General features: G+C 69.8%; 27 protein-coding genes and 2 pseudogenes. 12 read left to right on the top strand and 17 right to left on the bottom strand.

Going from position 1 to position 21,928, the window contains the following annotated elements:
* Positions 1–42: 42 nt before the first annotated feature.
* Positions 43–990 carry a GlxA family transcriptional regulator gene (locus ACHMXE_RS00475; protein ID WP_203207232.1) on the top strand — a complete coding sequence of 316 codons (948 nt, stop codon included), beginning with the start codon at positions 43–45 and terminating at the stop codon, positions 988–990.
* Here the strand turns inward: ACHMXE_RS00475 and ACHMXE_RS00470 are convergent.
* Both ACHMXE_RS00470 and ACHMXE_RS00465 read right to left on the bottom strand, forming a co-directional pair.
* Positions 950–1,249, bottom strand: coding sequence for a DUF3253 domain-containing protein (locus ACHMXE_RS00470; protein WP_395346245.1), 300 nt, complete (start codon positions 1,247–1,249; stop codon positions 950–952). The genes ACHMXE_RS00475 and ACHMXE_RS00470 overlap by 41 nt on opposite strands.
* On the bottom strand, positions 1,243–1,638 hold the full coding sequence (locus tag ACHMXE_RS00465; RefSeq protein WP_209539514.1) for a hypothetical protein: 396 nt from the start codon (positions 1,636–1,638) through the stop codon (positions 1,243–1,245). The genes ACHMXE_RS00470 and ACHMXE_RS00465 overlap by 7 nt, the downstream gene beginning before the upstream one ends.
* 248 nt (positions 1,639–1,886) lie before the next feature.
* Between ACHMXE_RS00465 and ACHMXE_RS00460 the strand changes: the two genes are divergently transcribed.
* The 7 genes from ACHMXE_RS00460 to ACHMXE_RS00430 all read left to right on the top strand — a co-directional run bounded on the left by ACHMXE_RS00460 (position 1,887) and on the right by ACHMXE_RS00430 (position 6,410).
* The gene (locus ACHMXE_RS00460; protein WP_395346244.1) at positions 1,887–2,375 is read left to right on the top strand and encodes a hemerythrin domain-containing protein; all 489 of its coding nucleotides are present in this window, start codon (positions 1,887–1,889) and stop codon (positions 2,373–2,375) included.
* Positions 2,376–2,561: 186 nt separating this feature from the next.
* Positions 2,562–3,029 (top strand): PA2169 family four-helix-bundle protein, encoded by a 468-nt coding sequence (locus tag ACHMXE_RS00455; protein ID WP_203207236.1) that lies wholly within the window; start codon positions 2,562–2,564, stop codon positions 3,027–3,029.
* A 20-nt stretch (positions 3,030–3,049) separates the two neighbouring features.
* Positions 3,050–3,238 (top strand): hypothetical protein, encoded by a 189-nt coding sequence (locus ACHMXE_RS00450; protein WP_395346242.1) that lies wholly within the window; start codon positions 3,050–3,052, stop codon positions 3,236–3,238.
* A 19-nt stretch (positions 3,239–3,257) separates the two neighbouring features.
* The gene (locus ACHMXE_RS00445; protein WP_203207238.1) at positions 3,258–3,440 is read left to right on the top strand and encodes a DUF3606 domain-containing protein; all 183 of its coding nucleotides are present in this window, start codon (positions 3,258–3,260) and stop codon (positions 3,438–3,440) included.
* Complete coding sequence (locus tag ACHMXE_RS00440) at positions 3,437–3,709, top strand: hypothetical protein (RefSeq protein ID WP_203207239.1); 273 nt, start codon at positions 3,437–3,439, stop codon at positions 3,707–3,709. Before ACHMXE_RS00445 ends, ACHMXE_RS00440 begins: the two co-directional genes overlap by 4 nt.
* Positions 3,710–3,760: 51 nt before the next feature.
* Entirely contained in the window at positions 3,761–4,018 is a 258-nt protein-coding gene (locus ACHMXE_RS00435) for a hypothetical protein (RefSeq protein ID WP_395346241.1), read from the top strand.
* Positions 4,019–4,115: 97 nt separating this feature from the next.
* Complete coding sequence (locus tag ACHMXE_RS00430; RefSeq protein ID WP_395346240.1) at positions 4,116–6,410, top strand: FdhF/YdeP family oxidoreductase; 2,295 nt, start codon at positions 4,116–4,118, stop codon at positions 6,408–6,410.
* 6 nt (positions 6,411–6,416) lie between these two features.
* Here ACHMXE_RS00430 and ACHMXE_RS00425 read toward each other — a convergent pair whose 3' ends face one another.
* Positions 6,417–6,665, bottom strand: a complete 249-nt coding sequence (locus ACHMXE_RS00425) for a DUF2934 domain-containing protein (protein ID WP_395346239.1) — start codon at positions 6,663–6,665, stop codon at positions 6,417–6,419.
* Positions 6,666–6,825: 160 nt separating this feature from the next.
* Between ACHMXE_RS00425 and ACHMXE_RS00420 the strand changes: the two are divergent.
* From ACHMXE_RS00420 to ACHMXE_RS00410, 3 genes and pseudogenes are all read left to right on the top strand, one after another.
* Positions 6,826–7,329: pseudogene (locus tag ACHMXE_RS00420) on the top strand (low affinity iron permease family protein); the annotation flags it as partial.
* 209 nt (positions 7,330–7,538) lie between these two features.
* Entirely contained in the window at positions 7,539–8,411 is an 873-nt protein-coding gene (locus ACHMXE_RS00415; RefSeq protein ID WP_395346238.1) for an SDR family oxidoreductase, read from the top strand.
* Between the two features lie 114 nt (positions 8,412–8,525).
* Positions 8,526–9,784, top strand: a pseudogene (locus ACHMXE_RS00410) (putative Na+/H+ antiporter).
* A 30-nt stretch (positions 9,785–9,814) separates the two neighbouring features.
* Here the strand turns inward: ACHMXE_RS00410 and ACHMXE_RS00405 are convergent.
* From ACHMXE_RS00405 to ACHMXE_RS00395, 3 genes are read right to left on the bottom strand one after another with little or no spacing between them, the layout of a single operon-like run.
* Positions 9,815–11,293 (bottom strand): aldehyde dehydrogenase, encoded by a 1,479-nt coding sequence (locus ACHMXE_RS00405; protein ID WP_395346237.1) that lies wholly within the window; start codon positions 11,291–11,293, stop codon positions 9,815–9,817.
* A gap of 10 nt (positions 11,294–11,303) precedes the next feature.
* On the bottom strand, positions 11,304–11,900 hold the full coding sequence (locus ACHMXE_RS00400) for a thiamine pyrophosphate-dependent enzyme (RefSeq protein WP_395346236.1): 597 nt from the start codon (positions 11,898–11,900) through the stop codon (positions 11,304–11,306).
* Positions 11,900–12,436, bottom strand: a complete 537-nt coding sequence (locus tag ACHMXE_RS00395) for a phosphonopyruvate decarboxylase (RefSeq protein ID WP_395346235.1) — start codon at positions 12,434–12,436, stop codon at positions 11,900–11,902. Before ACHMXE_RS00395 ends, ACHMXE_RS00400 begins: the two co-directional genes overlap by 1 nt.
* A 108-nt stretch (positions 12,437–12,544) precedes the next feature.
* On the opposite strand from ACHMXE_RS00395, the gene ACHMXE_RS00390 reads away from it, so the two are divergent.
* Positions 12,545–13,477 (top strand): LysR family transcriptional regulator, encoded by a 933-nt coding sequence (locus ACHMXE_RS00390; RefSeq protein WP_395346233.1) that lies wholly within the window; start codon positions 12,545–12,547, stop codon positions 13,475–13,477.
* 6 nt (positions 13,478–13,483) lie between these two features.
* On the opposite strand, the gene ACHMXE_RS00385 is transcribed toward ACHMXE_RS00390, so the two are convergent.
* From ACHMXE_RS00385 to ACHMXE_RS00335, 11 genes are all read right to left on the bottom strand, one after another.
* Positions 13,484–14,488: a biotin-dependent carboxyltransferase family protein gene (locus ACHMXE_RS00385; RefSeq protein ID WP_395346232.1), complete on the bottom strand. Its 1,005-nt coding sequence runs from the start codon at positions 14,486–14,488 to the stop codon at positions 13,484–13,486.
* Positions 14,481–15,182 (bottom strand): allophanate hydrolase subunit 1, encoded by a 702-nt coding sequence (locus ACHMXE_RS00380; protein ID WP_395346231.1) that lies wholly within the window; start codon positions 15,180–15,182, stop codon positions 14,481–14,483. Before ACHMXE_RS00380 ends, ACHMXE_RS00385 begins: the two co-directional genes overlap by 8 nt.
* Positions 15,183–15,190: 8 nt before the next feature.
* Positions 15,191–15,955 (bottom strand): LamB/YcsF family protein, encoded by a 765-nt coding sequence (locus ACHMXE_RS00375; RefSeq protein ID WP_395346230.1) that lies wholly within the window; start codon positions 15,953–15,955, stop codon positions 15,191–15,193.
* Between the two features lie 16 nt (positions 15,956–15,971).
* Positions 15,972–16,424, bottom strand: a complete 453-nt coding sequence (locus tag ACHMXE_RS00370) for a VOC family protein (protein ID WP_395346228.1) — start codon at positions 16,422–16,424, stop codon at positions 15,972–15,974.
* 3 nt (positions 16,425–16,427) lie between these two features.
* The gene (locus tag ACHMXE_RS00365; RefSeq protein ID WP_395346227.1) at positions 16,428–17,201 is read right to left on the bottom strand and encodes an SDR family NAD(P)-dependent oxidoreductase; all 774 of its coding nucleotides are present in this window, start codon (positions 17,199–17,201) and stop codon (positions 16,428–16,430) included.
* A gap of 13 nt (positions 17,202–17,214) precedes the next feature.
* Positions 17,215–18,390 carry an NAD(P)/FAD-dependent oxidoreductase gene (locus ACHMXE_RS00360; RefSeq protein WP_395346226.1) on the bottom strand — a complete coding sequence of 392 codons (1,176 nt, stop codon included), beginning with the start codon at positions 18,388–18,390 and terminating at the stop codon, positions 17,215–17,217.
* 22 nt (positions 18,391–18,412) lie between these two features.
* Positions 18,413–19,195: an NAD(P)H-dependent oxidoreductase gene (locus tag ACHMXE_RS00355; protein WP_395346225.1), complete on the bottom strand. Its 783-nt coding sequence runs from the start codon at positions 19,193–19,195 to the stop codon at positions 18,413–18,415.
* 33 nt (positions 19,196–19,228) lie between these two features.
* Positions 19,229–19,999, bottom strand: a complete 771-nt coding sequence (locus ACHMXE_RS00350) for a helix-turn-helix domain-containing protein (protein WP_395347375.1) — start codon at positions 19,997–19,999, stop codon at positions 19,229–19,231.
* 23 nt (positions 20,000–20,022) lie between these two features.
* A complete protein-coding gene (gene hutC / locus ACHMXE_RS00345) occupies positions 20,023–20,730 on the bottom strand; it encodes a histidine utilization repressor (protein ID WP_281081622.1) in 708 nt (235 codons plus the stop codon).
* 78 nt (positions 20,731–20,808) lie between these two features.
* Complete coding sequence (locus ACHMXE_RS00340) at positions 20,809–21,552, bottom strand: amino acid ABC transporter ATP-binding protein (protein ID WP_209539495.1); 744 nt, start codon at positions 21,550–21,552, stop codon at positions 20,809–20,811.
* Positions 21,553–21,567: 15 nt separating this feature from the next.
* The gene (locus ACHMXE_RS00335) at positions 21,568–21,849 is read right to left on the bottom strand and encodes an ABC transporter permease subunit (protein WP_395346224.1); all 282 of its coding nucleotides are present in this window, start codon (positions 21,847–21,849) and stop codon (positions 21,568–21,570) included.
* Positions 21,850–21,928 lie beyond the last annotated feature (79 nt).

Raw genomic sequence — 21,928 nt, 5'->3', positions numbered from 1 at the left:
CGCCATAGGCGCGGCAATGCTCCATCAGCAGCGAGGTGTCGGATGATTCGTGTCGGCGTGGTGATCTATCCCGGTTTTCAGCTGCTCACCCTGGCGGTGGTCTCGGTGTTCGAGTACGCCAACATGTCGCTGGCCGAGCCGCTGTATGTCCACACCCTGCTGTCCGAGCACGGCGGGCCCGTCCGCTCCTCGTGCGGCGTGGAGGTCGGCACGGTGCCGTTCGGCAACGCACGCTACGACACCGTGCTGGTGGTCGGCGATACCGTGGTGACCGAGGGCTCGCCCGCCATGCTGGCCTTCCTGCGCAAGTCGGCGCGCCGCGCGCGGCGCATGGGCGCGGCCTGCACCGGCGCCTTCAACCTCGCGCAGGCCGGGCTGCTCGACGGCAGGCGCGCGACCACGCACTGGGCCCATGTGGTCAAGATGCGGCGCCATCACCCGGAGGTGCTGCTCGAGGAGGACAGCATCTTCGTGCAGGACGGCAGCGTCTGGACCTCGGCCGGCGCCACCGCCTGCATCGACCTCGGCCTGGCCCTGGTCGAGGAGGATTGCGGCCCCGAGGTCGCCAAGCTGGTGGCGAAGCGCATGGTCGTGTACCACCGTCGCACCGGCGGCCAGTCGCAGCATTCCGCGCTGCTCGAGCTGCGTCCGCGCACCGATCGCATCCAGAAGGCACTCAGCTATGCCAGGAGTCACCTGACGAACGAGCTCTCGCTCGAGGAGCTCGCCGAGGCCGCCAGCCTCAGCCCGCGCCAGTTCGGCCGCGTGTTCAGGGAGGAGACCGGCCAGACGCCCGCCAAGGCGGTCGAGCGGCTGCGCACCGAAACGGCGCGGCTGATGATCGAGTCGCAGCTGCTGCCGATCGAGACCGTGGCGCGCGACACCGGCTTCGGCGACCCCGACCGCATGCGCCGGGCCTTCCTGCGAGCCTACGGGCAGCCGCCGCAGGTCATCCGGCGGGCCAATCGGTCGGTGGCGCGGCGCGCTTGAGGGTCAGCCGGATGGGCCCGCCGGGGCTCATCGCATCGACCACGACGCCACCGCGGGTCGCCTCGATCTGGCCGTGCCGCGCGAGCCGCTGCGCCACCTGTCGCACCCGCGGCATCAGCGCACGCCAGCCGTGGTCGTCGCCCTTCAGCGCCCGGGCCACTTCGGAGGGACAGATGCTCGCGCCCGGACGACGGGCATCGAGAAGCCGAAGGATCTGCGCCTCGATGTCGGCATCGGGTGTCGGATCGATTGTCACCATCGGTTCGAGATCTTCCCCGGCCCCGCGAGGCCTGGCTGTCCAGGCGCCTCGTCGGTAGAAGCACCCGACGGCCGGACCCGTCGTGCTTTCCTGACCGGCATGTCCTCGAGCAGCGAGGGCTGCTGCCGACGAGCGCGCACGAGCGCCGAAAGCCCTTCGGCCGTCACTTCCAGGACGACCGCGCGCGCAATCGAAAGCTCGCCCGTGCGCTTGCGTGTCGGCGGGTCGAAGCGTGCCTTCACGAGGCCCGCCGCGTCCAGGCCGAGCAGGTGCTCGATCTCGTCGCTGGATGTGGATTCGGCCGGCAGGCACCGCTGCCAGAACGAGGCCAGCAGCTTCATGCTGACGAGCACGCGTGTTTCGCGCTCGGTGAAAGTCTTTCGCGGCATGGATGGCTGCCTCCCCGATTGAGAAGAAGAAACTGGCCCCCTGCGGCAGATTCTGGGAAGCACGCCATCACCCCGTCGTAGGCGCACATCGGCTGTGTGCCTCGTCCGAGCGCCTGCGGGTGGATGGCCGGGGCGCCCGCGCGCGCGGCTTGCGGCATTCCTGCGTGGCGATGCGCCTAAACCCTACGCGCCGCGACGGGGCCCGACCCGAGTGTGATGACTCCCACGACACCCAACAGGAGCGATCCATGACCACCAAACGCGCCGAGCCCGATGCCTGCAGCCTGCTCGATACCGACCACAAGAACGTGAAGAAGCTCTTCACGGCCTACGACCAGCTCGCCGGCTCCAAGGCCGCGAGCGCGACCGGCAAGAAGCGCCAGCTGGCCCAGCAGATCTGCGCCGAGCTGACCGCGCACACCCAGATCGAGGAAGAGATCTTCTACCCCGCGTTGCGCGAGGCCCTGAAGGAAACCGACCTGCTCGACGAAGCCGAGGTGGAGCACGCCAGCGCCAAGGACCTGATCGCCCAGATCCAGGACGCCGAGGACATCGACGAGATGTTCGATGCCAAGGTCAAGGTGCTCGGTGAGTACATCGACCACCACGTGAAGGAAGAGCGCAACGAGATGTTCCCCAAGGCCCGCGCGGCCAAGGGCCTGGACCTCGTGACCATGCGCGAGTTGCTGGCCGCGCGCAAGGAAGAGCTGATGGCCGAACAGACGGCCACGGCGTGACCCGCGGCACTCCCCGCCCCGAGCCCGCTGCCGCGGGCTTTTTCTCGTGGGGCCGACCCCGGCGCCCGAATGCTCGAGAGCGTCGGCGCGCCACGACGAGCTGGCGCGGCGGGCACCTACACGCCGCCCTCGGCACCAGCCCCACCGTAGGTATCGATCAGTCAATCAACCCCCAGGAGTCACACCATGTCCACCGCATCCATCACCAATGACGAAGTCCTGTCGATCCTCGACGACCTGCTCGAGAACTCGCGCGACGGCGAATACGGATTCCGCGCCTGCGCCGACGAAGTGGAGGACACGCAGGTCAAGCAGGTCTTCGAGAACCGCGCGGTCCAGTGCGCCACGGCGGCCGAGGAGCTGGCGACCCTGATCCGCTCGCTCGGCGGCGAAGTGGACAAGGGCGGCAGCGTCAGCGGCGCGCTGCACCGCGGCTGGGTCCATGTGAAGGGCACGCTCGGTGCGGACAGCGCCCTGTCGATGCTCGAGGAGTGCGAACGCGGCGAGGACTCGGCCGTGGCGCGCTACCGCAAGGCGCTGAAGAACGACCTGCCCGCCGAAGTGCTCGCCGTCGTGCAGCGCCAGGCCGATGGCGCCCAGCGCAACCACGACCAGATCCGCGACCTGCGCGACCAGTACAAGGCCAAGGGCTGAACATCAGCACGCGCAAGCCCATGTCGCCCGTGAACATCGAGCAGAACCGCGAGGTCGGCATCGATACGCCGCTGGACGGCAGCCGCATGGGCCGCGAGGCCGACAAGGCCTCGGGCGATCCGGGCGAGCGCGGACACGATGCCCCCGCGCCCGAGGCCGAGCGCGCGAGGCGGCCCGCGCAAACCCGACGCAACGGCGAGAAGGCCTAGACATTCCACAGGAGGTCCCATGGCAGACGATCCCAAGAAGACCGCGCTCGATCGCAAGCTCATCGCGCTGCACGAACCCCATGAGGTCCGCTCGTGGACAGAGAGCCTGGGCTGCAGCGAGACCCAGCTGCGCGATGCGGTGAAGGCCGTCGGCAACTCGGCCGACGAGGTTCGCCAGTACCTGGCCGAGAAACTCAAATGAACCGGCTTCGGCGAATCGCCGTATTCGTCGAGGAAGTCGGGGCCGGAAACTACCACTGGGTGCTGCACGAGCAAGGCGACGACGCCTCCGAATGGATCGAGTTGTCCGCCAGCCCGATGGCCTACGACCTGTGGCTCGACGCCTTCGAGGACGGCTGCGCGGAGCTCGTGCGCATGGTGCCCGACGAGCGCGCCGGGCCGCGAGCCACCGGCGAGGACGACGAGGACGAGGATGCACCGCCCGTCGGTCCCATCGACGGACCGGATTGAGCCGAAGCGTCGCCCCCGCGATGGCTTCACAAGTCTGAACAGGAACATTCCATGACCCAACCCAACATCACGGGCAGCGGCGACGGCACGCGCCCCACTACCAGCGGCGGCGTCGACAACATCGGCGGCGGCGAACGCTTCTCGACCCAACGCACGGCCGCAGGCGAGGAAGTGGCTTCTCCCGCGCCGAAGGAACGCATGCAGGACAAGCGAAAGAGCGTCGAGAACACGAAGCGCGACGATTCGGCCGCCTTCGGATTGCACGAGGACCTCGCGCAGCAGCCCAATCCCGGTCCGGGCCAGCGCTGAATGCGCGGCGTCCCGGGACCGAGCGCTGCTGCCTGCTGCGCTGCAGGAGCTGCCTGCATGACCTGCCGATATCTCGCCGGACGGGCTGGAGCACGATGTGAACGACGCGAGCAAAGTTGAGCCCTACGATCACCCGGCCGGTGGCTGGGGCTCGCTGAAGGCGGTGGGCAGCATCCTGCTGCGCGAGCACATTCCCATCCTGGGCGCACAGGCCCTGCTCAAGCAGAACAAGCCCGATGGCTTCGCCTGCGTGAGCTGTGCCTGGGCCAAGCCCGGCCATCCGCGCACGGCCGAGTTCTGCGAGAACGGCGCCAAGGCCACGGCCTGGGAGCTCACGGCCAAGCGCATGCCGCCGGCGTTCTTCGAACAGCACACGGTCGAGCAACTGCTCGGCTGGAGCGACCACGAACTCGAGGCCGGGGGACGGCTCACGCGGCCGATGCGCTGGGATGCCGCGAGCGACCGCTACCTCGAGGTCTCGTGGGACGACGCACTCGCCGAGATCGGCGCCGAATTGCGCGCCCTGCGGCACGAGGATCCGGCCTCGGTGGTGTTCTATGCCTCGGGCCGCGCCTCGCTCGAGACCAGCTATCTCTACCAGCTGCTGGCGCGGCTGTATGGCAACAACAACCTGCCCGACAGCTCGAACATGTGCCACGAGACCACCTCGGTGGCGCTGCCCGAGACCATCGGCGTGCCCGTGGGCACGGTGCGGCTCGACGACTTCGAGCAGTGCGACGCGATCTTCATCTTCGGCCACAACACCGGCGTGAGCAGCCCGCGCATGCTGCACCAGCTGCAGGAAGCCCGCCAGCGCGGCGCGAAGATCGTCACCTTCAATCCGCTGCGCGAACCCGGGCTGGTGCACTTCGCCAATCCGCAGTCGCCGCTGCAGATGCTCACGCCCGCCGAGACGCAGGTCAGCACCCAGTACCTGCAGGTGCGCAACGGCGGCGACCTCGCGGCGCTCGCGGGCCTGTGCAAGGCGCTGGTGGCGGCCGACGATGCGGCGCTCGCGGCCGGGGCGCCGCGCGTGCTCGATGCCGACTTCCTCGCGGCGCACACCGAGGGCTTCGAGGATTTCGCGGCCTGGCTGCGCGAGGCCTCGTGGACCACGATCGCCGCCGAATCGGGCCTGTCGCGCGAGGCGCTGGAACAGGCGGCCGCCACCTTCGCCGAGTCGCGCGCCGTGATCGGCATCTACGGCATGGGCCTGACCCAGCATGTGGAAGGGGTCGCGAACGTGCAGATGGTGTCGAACCTGCTGCTGCTCGGCGGTCACATCGGGCGCCCTGGCGCGGGCATCTGCCCGGTGCGCGGCCATTCGAACGTGCAGGGTCAGCGCACCGTGGGCATCACCGAGAAGCCCGAGCTCGCGCCGCTCGACGCGATGGCGAAGCTCTACCGCTTCGAGCCGCCGCGCGAGAAGGGCCTCAACACGGTGGAGGCCTGCCGCGGCGTGCTCGACGGCTCGGTGCGCGCCTTCGTCGCGCTCGGCGGCAACTTCACGCGCGCCGTGCCCGACACCGACCGCATCGAGCCCGCATGGAAGAAGCTGCGCCTCACGGTCAACATCGCCACCAAGCTCAACCGCAGCCACCTGGTGCATGGCGAGCTGTCGTACCTGCTGCCCTGCCTGGGCCGCATCGAGATCGATCGCCAGGCCGGCGGCGAGCAGTCGGTGTCGGTCGAGGACTCCACCGGCGTGATGCATGCGTCGCGCGGCATGGCCGAGCCCGCCGCCGACACGCTGCGTTCCGAGGTCGCGATCGTCGCGGGCATCGCGCTCGCGACCCTGCCGCCGAACCCGGCCGTGCCCTGGGAGGCGTGGACCGAGAACTACGCGCGCATCCGCGAGCACATCGCGCAGGTGCTGCCCGAGGTGTTCCACGACTTCAATGCGCGGCTGGAAGACCCGGCGGGCTTTCCGCGGCCGCTGCCAGCGCGCGAGCGCGTGTGGAAGACGAAGAACGGCAAGGCCAACTTCAAGGGCTACGGCCTGCCGCGCGAGGGTGAAGCGCCTTCGTCGCCGGTGCTGCGGCTCATGACCCTGCGCAGCGACGACCAGTTCAACACCTCCATCTACAGCCTCGACGACCGCTTCCGCGGCATCCACGGCACGCGCCAGGTGCTGCTGATGAACGCGCGTGACATGGCGCGGCTGTCGCTGGCCGAGGGCGACCTGGTCGATGTGAACGCCGAGGGTTTCGAGGACGCCGAGCGCCGGGTGGCGGGCCTGCGCGTCACCCCTTACGACCTGCCCGAAGGCTGCGTGGGCGGCTACTACCCCGAGTGCAATCCGCTGATTCCGCTCGAGCACTTCGCGCGCCAGAGCATGGTGCCGGCGGCGAAGGCGATCCCCGTGCGCGTGGCGCGCGCAGCACTTGCCTGACGGTGCTCAGGGCCCGGATCGGGCGTTCACCTCGGCCTCGGCGTCCAGCCAGTCCTGCTCGGGGTTGCCCTCGGTCTTGCCGCGGCGCTCGTAGGCGGCATAGGCGGCTTCGCGGATCGCCTGTTCCCGGTCGCCCTCGCTCGTTTGCTTCGGCGCGGCGCCGTCCAGGCCTTCGGTGAGCGAATCGACCGGAGGATTCGCGCCGCCCGCCGGCGCGACCAGGGTCTGGTCGTCGCCATTCTTCGAACTTGCCATCTGAGGCTCCTTGCAGTGTGGTTGGGTTCGATGGACGGTAGGCCGGCCAGTCGGCGGCGCCGTCTCTTCTTGGCGATCGATTTCGTAGGATCAGGTCGTACCGCGCCGACATGCCGTGACGCTGCACGTGCTGCCGGCGAAGGCGCACTCCTGCAAGTGGATGCGCGCGCGGATGTCGTGGGCAGGCCGTCCTCGAACGCAGGCTGCGACGGATCGCAGGAGCACTCCCCCTATGTCAGACATCCAGCCCGCCCTACGCCCGCACCCACCCGAGGACGAGGATGGCCCCGTGGGCGGCATGCCCAACACCGCCACCGTCGCCTATGCCGGCAGGTCGCTCTGGCTCGCGCGCTTCGATCGCTTCGCCAGCCGTGTCACGCGCTGGGCCGGCACGCCGACCGCGTTCTGCGTCGCACTGATGGCGGTGGCCGCCTGGGCGCTGTGCGGCCCGCTTTTCAAGTTCTCGGAGAACTGGCAGCTCGTGATCAACACCGGCACCACGATCGTGACCTTCCTCATGGTGTTCCTGATCCAGCAGAGCCAGAACAAGGACAGCGTGGCCGTGCACCTCAAGCTCGACGAACTGCTCGCCACCAGCCAGCGTGCGAGCAACCGCATGATCGGCATCGAGGCGCTCGACGAACAGGAGCTGCAGCGCGTGGCCGCGTTCTATGCGCGGCTCGCCGAGCGCGCCAAGGCCGGCAACCTGACCTCCGAGGCGGCGCAGAAAAGTGGCGATGGGCCGGGACATGGCCAAGTGCGAGGACCGATCCGACCACGCGTCGGCCGACACGCGCATGCGCACCGGGCCCGCCAACGCGCCCTCCTGAGGGCACCCCTTTTCCTTCCCTTGACATCCACAGAGGACCAGCCATGACCGATCCCCGCGAAGCAGGCCCCCGGCCGCCCTTCTCGACCTCCCAGCAGACGCCGCCCGGCCTCGAATCGGAGATGTCGCCGCGCCCCGACTACGGCGAGAGTTCCTACGTGGGCGCCGGCAAGCTGCTCGGCAAGGCCGCGCTGATCACGGGCGGCGACAGCGGCATCGGTCGCGCCGTCGCGCTGGCCTTCGCGCGCGAGGGCGCGGACGTCGTGATCTCCTACCTGGCCGAGGAGGAGTCCGATGCGCAGGTCACCCTGGGCCTGGTCGAAGCCGCCGGACGCCGTTGCGTGCTCGCGCCCGGCGACATCCGCGAGGAGTCGCAGTGCGAGGCCCTCGTGGCCACCACGCTCGAGCACTTCGGGCGCATCGACGTGCTGGTGAACAACGCCGCCTTCCAGATGGCGCACAAGTCGCTCGAGCAGATCAGCGCCGAGGAGTTCGACCGCACCTTCCGCACCAACGTCTACGCGAACTTCTACCTCTGCAAGGCCGCGGTGCCCCATATGAAGCCCGGCAGCTCGATCATCAGCACCGCCTCGGTCAATGCCGACAAGCCCAATGCCACGCTCGTGGCCTATGCCGCGACCAAGGGCGCGATCCAGAACCTCTCGGGCGGCATGGCGCAGCTGCTCGCCGACAAGGGCATCCGCGTGAACTGCGTGGCGCCGGGGCCGTTCTGGACCCCGCTGATCCCCTCGACCCTGCCGGCCGGCAATGTCCGGGAGTTCGGCACGCAGACGCCGATGAAGCGCCCGGGCCAGCCGCGCGAGCTGCAGGCGGTCTATGTGCTGCTGGCCTCCGACGAAGGCAGCTACATCTCGGGCGCGACGATTCCCGTGACCGGCGGCGTGCCCTTCCTGTGAACCGCGGGCTGAAGCTCGTCGGTTAAAATCCGCCCCGGGTGGCATGCCGTTTCGGGCGTTCCAGGATTCGCGCAGGTCGGGCCGCCTCGCGGTTTCGCCTCGTCGAGGAACCCCATGTCCCACACCCCGATCCAGTGGATCGCCGCGGCCATCTTTGCCGTCGCCCTGCTCCACACCTTCAGCGCCAGGCAGTTCGAGCGCCTCTCCCACCGCTATCCACGCCACGCCGGCCTGTTCCACCTGCTCGGTGAAGTCGAGGTGGTGTTCGGCTTCTGGGCCATCGTGCTGGTGGCGTCGATGGCGCTGTTCGCGGGCGGCGGCACCGCGCTCGACTATGCCGAGTCGCGCAACTACACCGAGCCGCTGTTCGTCTTCGTCGTGATGGTGATCGCGGCCTCGCGTCCCGTGCTGCGCACGGCGATGTCGCTGGTCGACGCGCTCGCGCGCATCGCGCCCGTGCCCACGCCGCTGGCGAGCGCATGGCTGGGCCTCGCGGCGGTGCCGCTGCTCGGTTCGCTGATCACCGAGCCCGCCGCCATGACCATCGCCGCGCTGATGCTCGCGCCGCAGATCTTCCGGCCGCGCGTGCCGGAGGCCGTGAAGTACCTGGCGCTGGGCGTGCTGTTCGTCAACATCTCGATCGGCGGCACGCTGACCTCCTATGCCGCGCCGCCGGTGCTGATGGTGGCGACCACCTGGCAATGGGACAGCGCCTTCATGCTCGCGAGCTTCGGCTGGAAGGCCGCGCTCGCGGTGCTGCTGAACGCGACCATCGCGACCTGGGCGCTGCGTCGGCATCTGCAGCCCGCGGTGGGCGACGCGGGCGCGGCGCCCGAAGCGCGCGTTCCGCTGCCGGTGGTCGCGGTGCACCTGGGCCTGCTCGCGGGCGTGGTGCTGTTCGCCCACCATCCGGTGGTGTTCCTCGGCCTGTTCCTGATGTTCCTCGGCTTCACCCAGGCCTACGAGCGCCATCAGAGCCCGCTGATCGTGAAGGAGGCGCTGCTGGTCGGCTTCTTCCTCGCGGGCCTGGTGGTGCTGGGCGGCATGCAGCAGTGGTGGCTGCAGCCCATCGTCTCGGCGCTCGCGCCGGTCGCGCTGTTCCTCGGCGCGCTGGGCCTCACCGCCGTCACCGACAACGCCGCCCTCACCTACCTGGGCTCGCTGATCGTCGGCATCTCGGACGAATCGAAGTACATGCTGGTGGCGGGCGCCGTGGCCGGGGGCGGCCTGACGGTGATCGCCAACGCGCCCAATCCGCGGGCGTGGCGCTGCTCAAGCGCGGCTTCGCCGACGAGACCATCGGCGCCGGCGGCCTGCTGCTCGGTGCGCTGGGGCCCACCGCCGTGGCGGCGGCGGCGTTCCTGTTCCTGTGAGCCTCGGCGCCGTCAACGCCCTCAACGCCCTCAACGCATGACGAAGGGATTGCCCGTCGCCGCGCCGGTGTTGATCCACACCGACTTGGTCTGCAGGTACTCGCGGACCGCGTCGATGCCGTTCTCGCGGCCCAGGCCCGAGTCCTTGTAGCCGCCGAACGGGGCCATGAAGCTCACGGCGCGGTAGGTGTTGATCCACACCGTGCCGGCCTGCAGCTTCTCCGACATCCGCATGGCGCGGCCGATGTCCTGCGTCCACACCGCCGCGGCGAGGCCGAAGCGCACGTCGTTGGCGATGCGCAGCGCGTCGGCCTCGTCCTCGAAGCGGATCACCGACAGCACGGGGCCGAACACCTCCTCCTGCGCGATGCGCATGTGGTTGCGCACGCCCGTGAAGATGGTGGGCTGCACGAACCAGCCCGTGCCGCATTCGGGCGCCGTGCCCTTGTCGCCCCCCAGCACGGCGGTCGCACCCTCGGCGCGGGCGATGTCGATGTACTCGAGCACCTTGCGGTATTGCGGCGGCGTGGTGATCGGGCCGACCTGGGTCTCGGCGCTCATCGGGTCGCCCATGCGCGCGGTGCGCGCCACCGCCAGCAGGCGTTCGACGAAGGCATCGTGGATGCTGTCCTGCACCAGCAGCCGCGAGCCGGCGATGCAGGTCTGGCCGGTGGCGGCGAAGATGCCCGAGATCGCGCCGAACGCGGCCTGCTCGAGGTCGGCGTCCTCGAACACCACGTTGGGCGACTTGCCGCCGAGTTCCATGGCCGTGTGCTTGAGCAGGCGGCCGGCCCGCTCGTTGATCAGGCGGCCGGTCGCGTCCGAGCCCGTGAAGCTGATCTTGGCCACCAGCGGATGCTCGACCAGCGGCGTGCCGACCTCGGCGCCGAAGCCCGTCACCACGTTGAACACGCCCGCGGGAAAGCCGGCTTCCTCGAACAGCTGCGCGAACTCGAGTGTCGAGGCCGAGGTGAACTCGGAGGGCTTGACCACCACGGTGCAGCCCGCGGCCAGCGCTGGCGCCAGCTTCCAGGCCAGCAGCAGCAGCGGCGAGTTCCACGGCGTGATGGCGGCCACCACGCCCACGGGCTCGTGGCGCGTGAACGCGAAGTAGCCCTTCTTGTCGAGCGGCAGCGTGCTGCCCTGCACCTTGTCGGCCAGGCCGCCGTAGTAATAGAACCACTGCGGGAGGTAGTCGAGCTGGCCGCGCATCTCGGCGAGCAGCTTGCCGTTGTCGCGGACCTCGGTGGCGGCGAGCCGGGCCGCGTCGCGCGCGATCAGGTCGCCGAGCTTGCGCATCAACGCGCCGCGCTGCGTCGCGGTCAGTTCCGACCAGGGACCGCTGGTCAGCGCCTGGTGCGCGGCGCGCACGGCGCGGTCGACGTCCTGCGCGTTGCCGCGCGGGATCTGCGCCCAGCTCTCGCCGGTGAAGGGGTTCTGGGTGTCGAACCAGGTGCCGCCGTGCGGCTCGCAGGCCTCGCCGCCGATGTGCAATGAATAGCGTTGCATGGCGCGCCCGTCAGAAAGGCGCGAAGCCCAGCGCGGCGCGGAAGCGGTTCTTGATGTACGAACCGTCTCGCGGCGGCAGCGCGCGTGGCGGCTCGTTGGCATCGATGAACACCTGCGCGAAGGTGGTCTGCCGCCGGGCGTTGATGCGCTCGGCCAGCTCCTCGCACGCGTCGATGCCGTTCACCGAGAACGCATCGGCGATGCCGAAGCCCCTGGCCACCGCCACCAGGTCGGCGCCCAGGCTCGAGTGGCTGCGCTGCATGCCGGTCTCGCCGAAGTGGCCGTTGTCGAGCATCACGATGCTGAGGTTCTTCGGCTGCTTGACGCCGATGGTGCCGAGGCTGCCGATGCCCATGAGCTGCTCGCCGTCGCCGGTGATGACGACCACCGACTTGTCGCGCTGCGCCAGCGCCAGGCCCAGCCCCAGCGAGGCGGCGCCGCCCATCGCGCCCCACAGGTAGTAGTTGCGCTCGCGGTCGCCGCTGGCGAACACGTCGTAGGAGGCCGAGCCCAGGCCCGTGACGATCAGGGCATCGGGAATGGCGGCGATCAGCCTTGCCACGAATTCGCGGCGGTCGGCGCGCTGCGCCGGGGTCTTGGTGTTCATCACTTGCGCTCCCACTTCTTGCGGCCGATCAGTTCCTGTCCCAGCAGCACGGCGACCTTCTCGCCGGCCTCGAAGGCGGCATCGAAGCCCGCGCTGACGATCTCCTCGACCTCCTCGGGCTTCGAGGCGCGCAGCACGTGGATGCCCATGAGCTCGAGCGCGGCCTGCGTGGCCTTGCCCATCGGGCCCTGCCAGGGATTGAACTCGGCGTATTCGCCGCGCATGGTCACGAGCGTGAAGAACGGGAAGTCCGCGGCCTGCAGCAGCGAGAACATGTTCACGCAGTTGCCCACGCCGCTGCTCTGCATCAGCAGCACGGCGCGCTGGCCGCCGAGCCAGGCGCCGCTCACCAGCGCCACGCCCTCCTCCTCGGTGGTCAGCACCACGTCCTCGATGTCGGGGTCGGCGATGGCGCTGCGGATCACGTGCGAATGGCCGGCGTCGGGCACGTAGGCGATCTGCCTCACGCCGCCCGCCTTGAGCACGCGGAAGGCGGCCTGCTGCCAGTCGGGCGCGGCCTGGGGGGTCTGGTTCATGGGTTGTCTTCGGGTGTGAAAGTGCCAGGAATCATAGAATTTGATGTCTGGGAATGTGAAATAGAAATTCGAGATTCCACGATCACGTTTGCGCATGGAGACAGCCACATGGACCTGAAACAACTGCGCGCCTTTCTCACGGTGGCGGAGACCGGCAACGTCACGCGCGCGGCCGAGGTGCTGCACCTGGTGCAGCCCGCGGTGTCGCGGCAGATCCGCCTGCTCGAGGAAGACATCGGCGCGCCCCTGTTCGAGCGCGAGCGCCATGGCATGGTGCTGACCGACGCGGGGCTGGCGCTCGTCGGCTATGCGCGCCGCGCGCTGCTCGAGCTGGACCGCGCCCGGGCCGAGATCGGCACCGTCGACAACAGCATCGGCGGGCTGGTGACCTTGGGGCTGCTGCCGAGCACCATCGACATCCTCTCGAGCCCGCTGGTGACCGCGCTGGCCACCGACTACCCGGGCATCCGCGTGCGCATCGCGATGGGCTACGCGGGAACGCTGCTGCGCTGGCTCGAATCGGGCGAGGTCGATGCCGCGCTGCTCTATGGCGCGGAGCGCTCGCCCAACATCCAGACCACGCCGCTGATCGAGGAGGCGCTGTGGGTCATCGGCCCGAAGAGCAGCAAGCTGCGGCCCGACCGGCCGGTGGCGCTGGCCGAGCTCGCGGGCCACAAGCTGGTGCTGCCGAGCGCGCCGCACGGCATCCGCACGCTGGTCGAGCATGCCTGCGCCGTGGCCCAGGTGACGCTCGACCTGTCGGCCGAGACCAACGCGCTGAGCGTGCAGCGAAGCCTGGTGCTCGGCGGCCATGGCATGACCATCCTGCCGCCGATCGCGGTCGCGGAGGACCTGCGCACGCAGAAGCTCAGGGGCGCGCCGCTGGCCGATCCCGGCATCAGCCGAACCATCGTGCTGGCCCTGCCCATCAATCGGCCGATTGCGCGCCATGTGCGCTGCGCGGTCGACGTGCTCACGCGGGAGGCGCGGCGCGCGATCGATGCCGGTGCCTGGCCCGAGGGGCGCTGGCTCGGTGCCTGAGGCGCGCTATGCCCGCACGACGCCGCTGATCAGGTTCTCGGCCATCAGGCGGCTCGGCAGGCTGCCCGGCGGTCGGGCCATCTCCTGCAGGAGGCGGCTCGTCAGCGGTGCTTCCAGGCGCACGAGCCGGATCGCCTCCGCCGGGTCCACGGCCTGGAAGCGCAGCCCGTCGCCCGGTCGAAGCTGCGACAGGCCATCGAGGTCGCAGGACAGGACGGTGGCGATCTTCGGATAGCCGCCGGTGGTCTGGTGGTCGGCCAGCAGCACCGAGGCCACGCCATCGCCACCGACCTGTATCGAGCCGCGCACGATCGGCTCGGAGGGAATGGACAAGGCATCCTTCAAAGCCAGTGCCGGCCCCGCGAGGCGCATGCCCATGCGGTCGCGGGCGGGCGTGACGGAGAAGCCCGCTTCGAGGAACGCGGCGACGGACGCGCCCTCGAAGCTGTCGGTCTGCGGCCCCAGCACGACGCGCACGAACTGGCGCGGACCGGCCAGCGCGGGCGCGGTGCGGTCTCCCTCGCGCTCGTGCACGACCCGCGCGTCGCGCAGCACGATCCCGGCGCCCGGCACCAGGCTGCCGCCGCCGAGGCCCGAGGCCGAATGCGTGGCGCTGTGCCCGGCCCAGCGTTCGCACGCCGGCTCGCCGCTGAAAGCCAGGTAGGCCCAGCTGCCCCAGCGGCCCGGACGGATCGACAGCGTGTCGCCCGCGCGCAGCGTTCGCACGCACCACGAACCCGTCGCCGCGCCCGAATGGCGGACCTGGAACTCGCCGCCGGCGATGCCGCAGCTCACCTCGCCCGCCTCGCACAGCAGCTCCAGCCCGCCCAGGGAGATCTCGATCGCGGTGGCATCCGCGGGGTTGCCGAGCGCGACATGGGCCGCGGCATGCGCGAGCCGGTCCATCGGGCCCGAGGCGGGCACGCCGAAGCGCAGCATGCCCGCTCGGCCGCCGTCCTGGTACGTGACCAGCGGGCCGCAGGCGCGCACGCGCAGCCTGGCTTCAGCCATGGCGTTGGTTCTCCAACCTTGCTTCGTACTGCGCGCGGTCGATGCGCTTGAAGCGCACGCGGTCGCCCACGCCGAAGAGAAAGGGCGCGTTGTCGTCGCGCGTCAGGATGCGCGTGGGCGAGCGGCCGACGATCGACCAGCCCGTGGGCATCCGCAGCGTGGTGACGAGGCACTGCGGCCCCGCGATCAGCACGCTGCCCGCGGCGATGTCGCGCAGGGCCGAGGGCTTGCGCGGCACCTGGATCTCCGTCGGCACGCCCGACATGTAGGCATAGCCCGGCGCGAAGCCGTACATGCGCACCCGGTAGTCGCCCCGCAGGTGGAGGTCGATCACCGCATCGATGCCCAGGCCCGAGGCCCGTGCCACCGCTTCGAGGTCGGGGGCGAAGTCGTCGTCGTAGCAGACCTCGACCTCGCGCGCTTCTCCCGCCGGCAGGCCGGCCGGCGGATCGCGCCGCAGCTGCTCGGCCGCCTCCCGGATCCGCGCGTGATCGGTGAGCAGCGGATCGAAGACGACCAGCAGGCTGACGAAGGCCGGGATGCACTCGAGCAGGCCCTCGGGCGGCGAATCGGCCAGGGCCCGGTCGAGCGCGAGCACGGCGGCGCTGGCCGGGTCGGCGATCGCGTCGCCGAAGGACACCAGCAGCGAGTGGTCCGCGACCGGCGTGTAGCGCGGCCATTCGGGGTTCGGCATCGGCGTGTCTACCGATGGTCGAGGAACGAGGCCAGCTCGATCCCTTCGGCCGTCAGTCGCTTGCGGATGTGCCGCGCCATCTCGACCGATTCGGCGTTGTCGCCATGGACGCAGACCGAGTCGGCCTTCAACGCGATCGGCGCCGCGCCCTGCACCGGCATCCTTCCGGTTCGCACGAAGCCGATGAGCCGGTCCGCGGCCTCTTCGGCATCGTGCAGCACCGCGCCGGGCTGACCGCGCGGCACCAGCTGGCCATTGGGCTGGTAGGCGCGGTCGGCGAAGATCTCCGAGAAGGCGCGCAGCCCCTGCGCGCGCGCGGCCTGCTCGAGGCAGGTGCCCGAGATGGCGAGGATCGCGAGCGCGGGGTCGACCTTCTCGAGCGCGGCGACGATGGCCTGGGCCACGCCCATGTCCGCGGCCGCGAGATTGCCGAGCGCGCCATGCGGCTTGACGTAGCGCACCTCGGTGCCCGCGAGCCTGGCCATCGCCGCGAGCGCGCCGACCTGCGCCGCGACCATGCGGCCGATCTCGGCGGGCGGCATCGGGATCACGCGCCGTCCGAAGCCCTCGCGGTCGTTGTAGCCCGGATGGGCGCCGACCTTCACGCCGCGCTCCGCCGCGAGACGCAGGGTGCGGTACATGGTTTCCGCATCGCCCGCATGGCCGCCGCAGGCGATGTTGGCGCTGGTCACGCAGTCGAGGATCTGCGCGTCGTCGCCCATCGTCCACGGGCCGTAGCCCTCGCCCAGGTCGGAGTTCAGATCGATCCGCATGGCCCGCTCCTCGCTGCTATTTGCCTGGATGGGGGGTCGCCCGCGTGAGCAGCGTGACGCCCGCGCCCTCGGCGCTGTCGTAGTAGGTGAAGCCCGTGCGGTTCGCGCGGCGCCCGCGCATCAGCACCGGCAGGCCCAGCGCCGTGGCCTGTGCCTGCGCGGCATCGGCGTCGGGCACCTCGAAGCCGACGTGGAACACGCCCTCGCCCTTGCTGTCCAGGTGCAGCCGCTGCGGCGTCGGCTCGTCGCCGGGCTGGCACAGCTGGAGCTGCACGGTCGGCAGGTTGCACACGCGGTACTTGAGCGCGAGGAAGCCGGGCTTGCTGGGCGCCTCGAGCTCCTCGTACTCGGCCAGCGGCGGGTATTCGGTCCAGGGGCCGATGCCGATCGACTCGTAGTAGGCCTGCGTCCGGTCGATGTCGTGCACCACGATGCAGAGGTGGTGCAGCTTGGCGAAGGGATGCGTCATCGCTCAGGCCTTCACCGGAACCACGTAGTTCAGCACGCGCCGGCCGCCGTCCACGTACATGGTCTCGCCCGTGATGTAGGAGGCATCGTCGCTCGCCAGGAAGGCGACGACCGAAGCGATCTCGGAGGGCTGGCCGTAGCGGCCCAGCGGCGTGCGCGAGAGGATGGCGTGGTTGCCCGCGCTCTGCACGAAGGCGCCGGCCACCATGTCGGTCATGATGGTCCCGGGCCCGACGCCGACCACGCGGATGCCGTGCGGCGCGAAGGCCACGGCCGCGGTCGAGGTCACCTGGTTCATGCCGCCCTTGGAGATCGCGTAGGGCGCGACGTTGGGATTGGCCAGCCCGGAGTTGATCGAGGACATGTTGATGATCACCCCGCCCTTGCCGCGCGCGACCATCTCGCGCCCCGCCGCCTGGGTGCCGTAGAAGGCGCCCTTGAGATTGACGTCGAGCACGCGGTCGAGCATCTCCTCGGTGACATCGAGGAACTCCACCACCGGTGCGATGCCGGCGTTGTTCACCATGATGTCGAGGGTGCCGAAATGCCGGACCGCCGCCTCGACCAGGTCGACCACCTCGCTCTTCTTCGAGACGTCGGCGCGCACCGCGAAGACGTTGGCGGCCGGGCCGATCTCGGCGGCCGTCTTCTCGAGGGTCTGCGCATCGATGTCCGACACGACCACCTTCGCGCCCTCGGCCAGAAGCCGTTCCGCCGTCGCGCGCCCGATGCCGCGCGCGGCGCCCGTCACCACTGCCACCTTGCCTGCCAGTCTCATGGCGATCTCCTTTTCAGTAAACGATGGATTCGAACAAGGGCGTCGCGCTGCGGATGCGCGCCCAGCCCAGGGGACTCATGTCGATGGCGCGGAACGCACCCGTCGTGATCAGCTCGGCCACGCCGCGGCCGACCGCCGGCGCGTGCATCACGCCATGGCCCGAGAAGCCGGTCGCGAAGATCAGGTTGCCGAGCGCGTCATGCGGGCCGACGACGCCGTTGTGGTCGAGCGTGTTGACCTCGTAGTGGCCGGCCCAGGCGCGTTGCAGCCGCAGTTCCTCCATGGCCGGAATGCGCTTGGCGAGCAGGGGCCAGAACAGCGACTCCATCAGGTCGTGGTGCGGTTCGAAGTCGCCATCGGCGTCCCCGTCGATCTCGGCCGGGGGCTGGATGCCGCCGATGAAGCCCTCCCCTTCGGGCCGGACCCAGATGCCGCTCGAGTCGAACAGCATCGGAAGCTCGCTCGCCTTGAACGGCGTCTTGAACGAGAACACGGTGCGCTTCTTCGGCACCACGGGCAGCGCGATGTCGAGCAAGGCGGCCAGGCGGCCCGACAGCGCGCCCGCGGCCAGCACGCAGAAGTCGCAAGCGAGCACTTCGCCGTTCGACAGCTCGACACCGGTCACGCGCATGCCGTTGGTGCGGAAGCCACTGGCCGTCGCCTCCACGTAGTCCACGCCCTGCCGCCGCGCCGCGCGGCGCACTTCCGAGAGCAGGCTCCAGGCATCGAACCAGCCTTCGTGCTGCACGCCCAGCGTTCCGATGCCCACGTCGCCGAAGTCCACGCCCGGATAGCGCCCGGCCAGCTCGTCGGGATCGAGCACCCGGATGTCGGCGCCATGGCTGCGCTGCATGCGAACGGCTTCCAGCCGCTGCGTGACCTGGTCGTGGCCGCCGAGGATCAGGTAGCCGCGCTCGCGGTAGCCGATGTCGGCCTGGTCGCCGAACACGACCTTGATGTCGCGGAACATCCGGGCGCCGTAGAGGCTCATGCGGATGTTCGCGGCCGTGCCGAACTGGGTGCGTATCGAAGCCGCGGACAGCGCCGTCGACGAGAACTGGTACGAGGCATCCTTCTCGACCACGGTGATCGGGCCCGCGAAGCCGGCCTGGCGCAGCGACCAGGCGCAGAAGCTGCCGATGATGGCGCCGCCGACGATGACGACGCGGGGTGTGTTGGAGGAGGACATGCGGGTTTCCTGCACAGGACGGTCAAGCGTTGGCCGACGCCGAGGCCTCGAAGCTCTGGCCGGCGCGCGGATTCCACTGCACGCCCGAGCGCGCGATCACGCCCGGCTTGAGCCGCTGCGATTCGTCGTAGTCGCTCCACGGATGGAAGAACAGCGGCTCGATGTGCTCGATGCCGCGCAGGCGCTCGGCATGGGCGTCGAGGCAGGCCTGGCGCTCCTGCGGCGACAGTCGCGCGGGCATCCAGGCGGCGCTGGGCGGCAGCACGGTGAAGCCGGTATAGGCCAGGATGCCGTTGTGGATCGGCCAGAGCACGTGGTGGAGGTCGCCATCGATGCCGTTCGGTTCGTAGAGCGTGGAGGCCGTGCCGGTCGTGATGCTGAGCATCGCGCGCTTGCCCCTGAAATGCCCGGTCTCGTACTTGCGCCCCGCCGAGTAGGCGAAGCCGCGGCTCAGCACGCGGTCGACCCAGCCCTTGAGGATGGCGGGCATCGAGAACCACCAGAGCGGGAACTGCAGCAGCACGAAGTCGGCCGCCGCGAGCCTGGCCTGCTCGGCCGCCACCGCGGGGTGCTGCGTGCCGGCCGCGAAGGCATGCTCCTGCTCTTTCGAGAGATCGAGGTAGTCGGCGTCGGCGCGCCCGCCCTCGAAATCGCCGGGGCCCAGCGCCGGGTTCCAGCCCATGCGATAGAGATCGCTGACGACCACCGAATGGCCCATGCGCTCGAGCTCTCGGACCGCGACGTCCTTCAGGGCGCCGTTGAACGACGCGGGTTCGGGGTGGGCATAGACGATCAGGCAGTTCATGCCGCGAATTCTGAGCGCCGGGCTCAGGCGCAGCTAGAACGTACGGCGCACCGGGTTGCGGTTTTCTGCATAGTCGCGGCGCGCGGCGCGGTACTGCGCCGGCGTCATGTTCGTCGCCACCTTGAACTGGCGCGAGAAGGCGCTGTGGTCGGCATAGCCGCAGGCGGCCGACACCTCCGTGATCGAGGCCGGCGTTTCCTCGAGCAGCTGGCAGGCCTTGTCGATGCGCTTCTTCATCAAGAGCTGCTTGGGCGTCACGTTGAAGACCTCGAGCACCAGGCGCGCCAGCGTGTCCATCGACACCGAGGCATGGGCGGCCGCCTCGGCGATCAGCACCGGAGCGTCGAGGCCGGCGTCGATGAAGTCGAGGAAGCGCCGCAGCCGCCGGTAGCTGTGATGACGCTCGTTGGGGCGCGGCAGGTCGCGCGACAGCCCGGCCAGGCCGACGATGCGGCCGTCGGCATCGAGCAGCGGGAACTTGGAGCTCAGGCACCAGTAGCGGTCGCCGCGCCAGGTCTGGTACATGCGCAGCAGCTCGCGCATCGGCCGGCCGCTGTCGATGACCTCGAGGTCCTGCGCCACCGTGCTGAGGCCGCTGGCCGGGAACAGCTGGTCCGCGGTCTTGCCCACCACGCTCTCGCCGTCCTGCAGGCCGGCGCGGTCGATCAGGGTCTGGTTGGCCCAGAGGTAGCGGCCCTGCTGGTCCTTGACGTAGAACAGCACGTCGGGCAGCCGGTCGAACAGGGTCTCGATCAGCCCCGGCGTGCGCGTGAGCCACGCCTGCACCTGTTCGTCGAGTCGCATCGCGAGTCCCGGCTCGATGAAGCTCAGGGCGAGGGCCGGAACCGGCTGCCCAGGCTGTAGCGCGAGGCCGGGTTCAGGCAGCGCACCCAGGTCACGGGCACCTCGCGCAGCCAGGTGCGCCGCGTCAGCTGCAGGCAGGGCTCGGTGGGCTTCATCTCGAGGATGCGCGCCTGCTCCGCCGTCGGCATGACGGCATCGACCACGTGCTCGACCAGATCGGCCTGCACCAGCGAGAGCAGGTACTCGCCCGGCGTGATGTCCGAGAAGTCCTGGTCGAGGAAGGCCGGCGCCATCTTCGGGTTGACGTAGCGGTCCTCGAGCTGCACGGGCACGCCGTTCTCGAGGTGCACGCTCTGCAGCCGGAAGATCGACTGCCCCGGCAGCATGTTGAGCCAGGCCGCGATGTCGGGCGCGGCCGCCACGCGCTCGCGCGACAGGCCGCGCCACCGGTGCTCGTGGCCGCGAGCCCGGATCTCGCTCGCGATGTTGGCGATCTGCAGCAAGGTGGACTGCGGCTTCTTCTCCGCCACGAAGGTGCCGACCCCCGCCACGCGCACGATCCGGCCCGCGTTGGCGAGCTCGCGCAGCGCCTTGTTGACGGTCATGCGCGAGACGCCGAACTGCGTGACCAGCTCCAGCTCGGACGGCAGCCGCTGGCCCGGCTGCCAGGTACCGTCGAGGATGCCCTGCGTCACATGGGCCTTGATTCGCTCGTGCAGGGTCGTCGTCATTCCCTCTAGCATGCCACGGCCGCCCTCGACGGCCGGAGCGTCGGAACGCGGCGGGCGGCCAGTGCCACGGTCGCTCATCTAGATGCGCTTCGCCTCTCGGATGCTGCGCAGGAACGAACGGGTCCGGTCCTGCTGCGGCTCGCCGAAGATCTGCTCGGGCGGTCCCTCCTCGCAGACGACGCCGTCGCACAGGAAGCAGACCTTGGACGAGACCTCGCGCGCGAAGCCCATCTCGTGCGTGGCCAGCAGCATGGTCATGCCTTCGTTGGCGAGGTCGCGCACGATGTTGAGCACCTCCGACACCAGCTCGGGGTCGAGCGCCGAGGTGATCTCGTCGAGCAGCAGCACCATCGGGTCCATGGCCAGCGCTCGCACGATCGCCACGCGCTGCTGCTGGCCGCCCGACATGCGGTCGGGATATTCCTTGGCCTTGTGCGCGAGGCTGAAGCGCTTGAGCAGCGCCATCGCGCGGTCCTCGGCCTCCGCCCTCGACTGCTTGAGCACCTGGATCGGCGCCAGCGTCACGTTCTGCAGCACGGTCATGTGCGGGAACAGGTTGTAGCCCTGGAACACGATGCCGATGTCGCGCCGCAGCGAGTTGACATCGACGCCCGGCCCGGTGATGCGGTCGCCGTGCACGCGGATCTCGCCCGCGTCGATGGGCTCCAGGCCGTTGATGCAGCGCAGCAGCGTCGACTTGCCGGAGCCCGAGGGGCCGATCAGGCTCACCACCTGGTGCTCCTCGACCGCCATCGCCAGCCGGTTGAGCACGGGCAGCTCGCCGTAGGACTTCGAAATTTCCCTGATCTCGATGAAGGACATGTGTGGGGACTCGGTTTATGCGTTGCCAGCGCGCATGCGGGCGCGATCGCGGCGGGCCATGCGCTCCACGAAGCGCGTCTGCGGGATGGAGATGACGATGAAGAGCAGCGCGACGGTGGTCGCGGCCGACAGGTTGTAGTAGTTGGAGGCCACGATCATCGATTGGTTGAAGGAGTCGACCACTCCGACCACGTTGACCAGCGCGGTGTCCTTCTGCAGCGCGATGAAGGCATTGAGCAGCGGCGGAATGATCTGGCGCACGCCCTGGGGCACGACCACGAAGCGCAGCGTCTGCATGTGCGACAGCCCCAGCGACCGCGAAGCGGCCGTCTCGGCTCCAGTGCACGCTCTGGATGCCCGCGCGGTAGATCTCGGC

Origin of the sequence: Variovorax sp. UC122_21 (assembly GCF_044056785.1) — a bacterium.
Classification (GTDB): Bacteria; Pseudomonadota; Gammaproteobacteria; order Burkholderiales; family Burkholderiaceae_C; genus Variovorax.
Note: the sequence above shows the minus strand (reverse complement) of the source record. Positions and strands in the feature narration are given on the sequence as shown.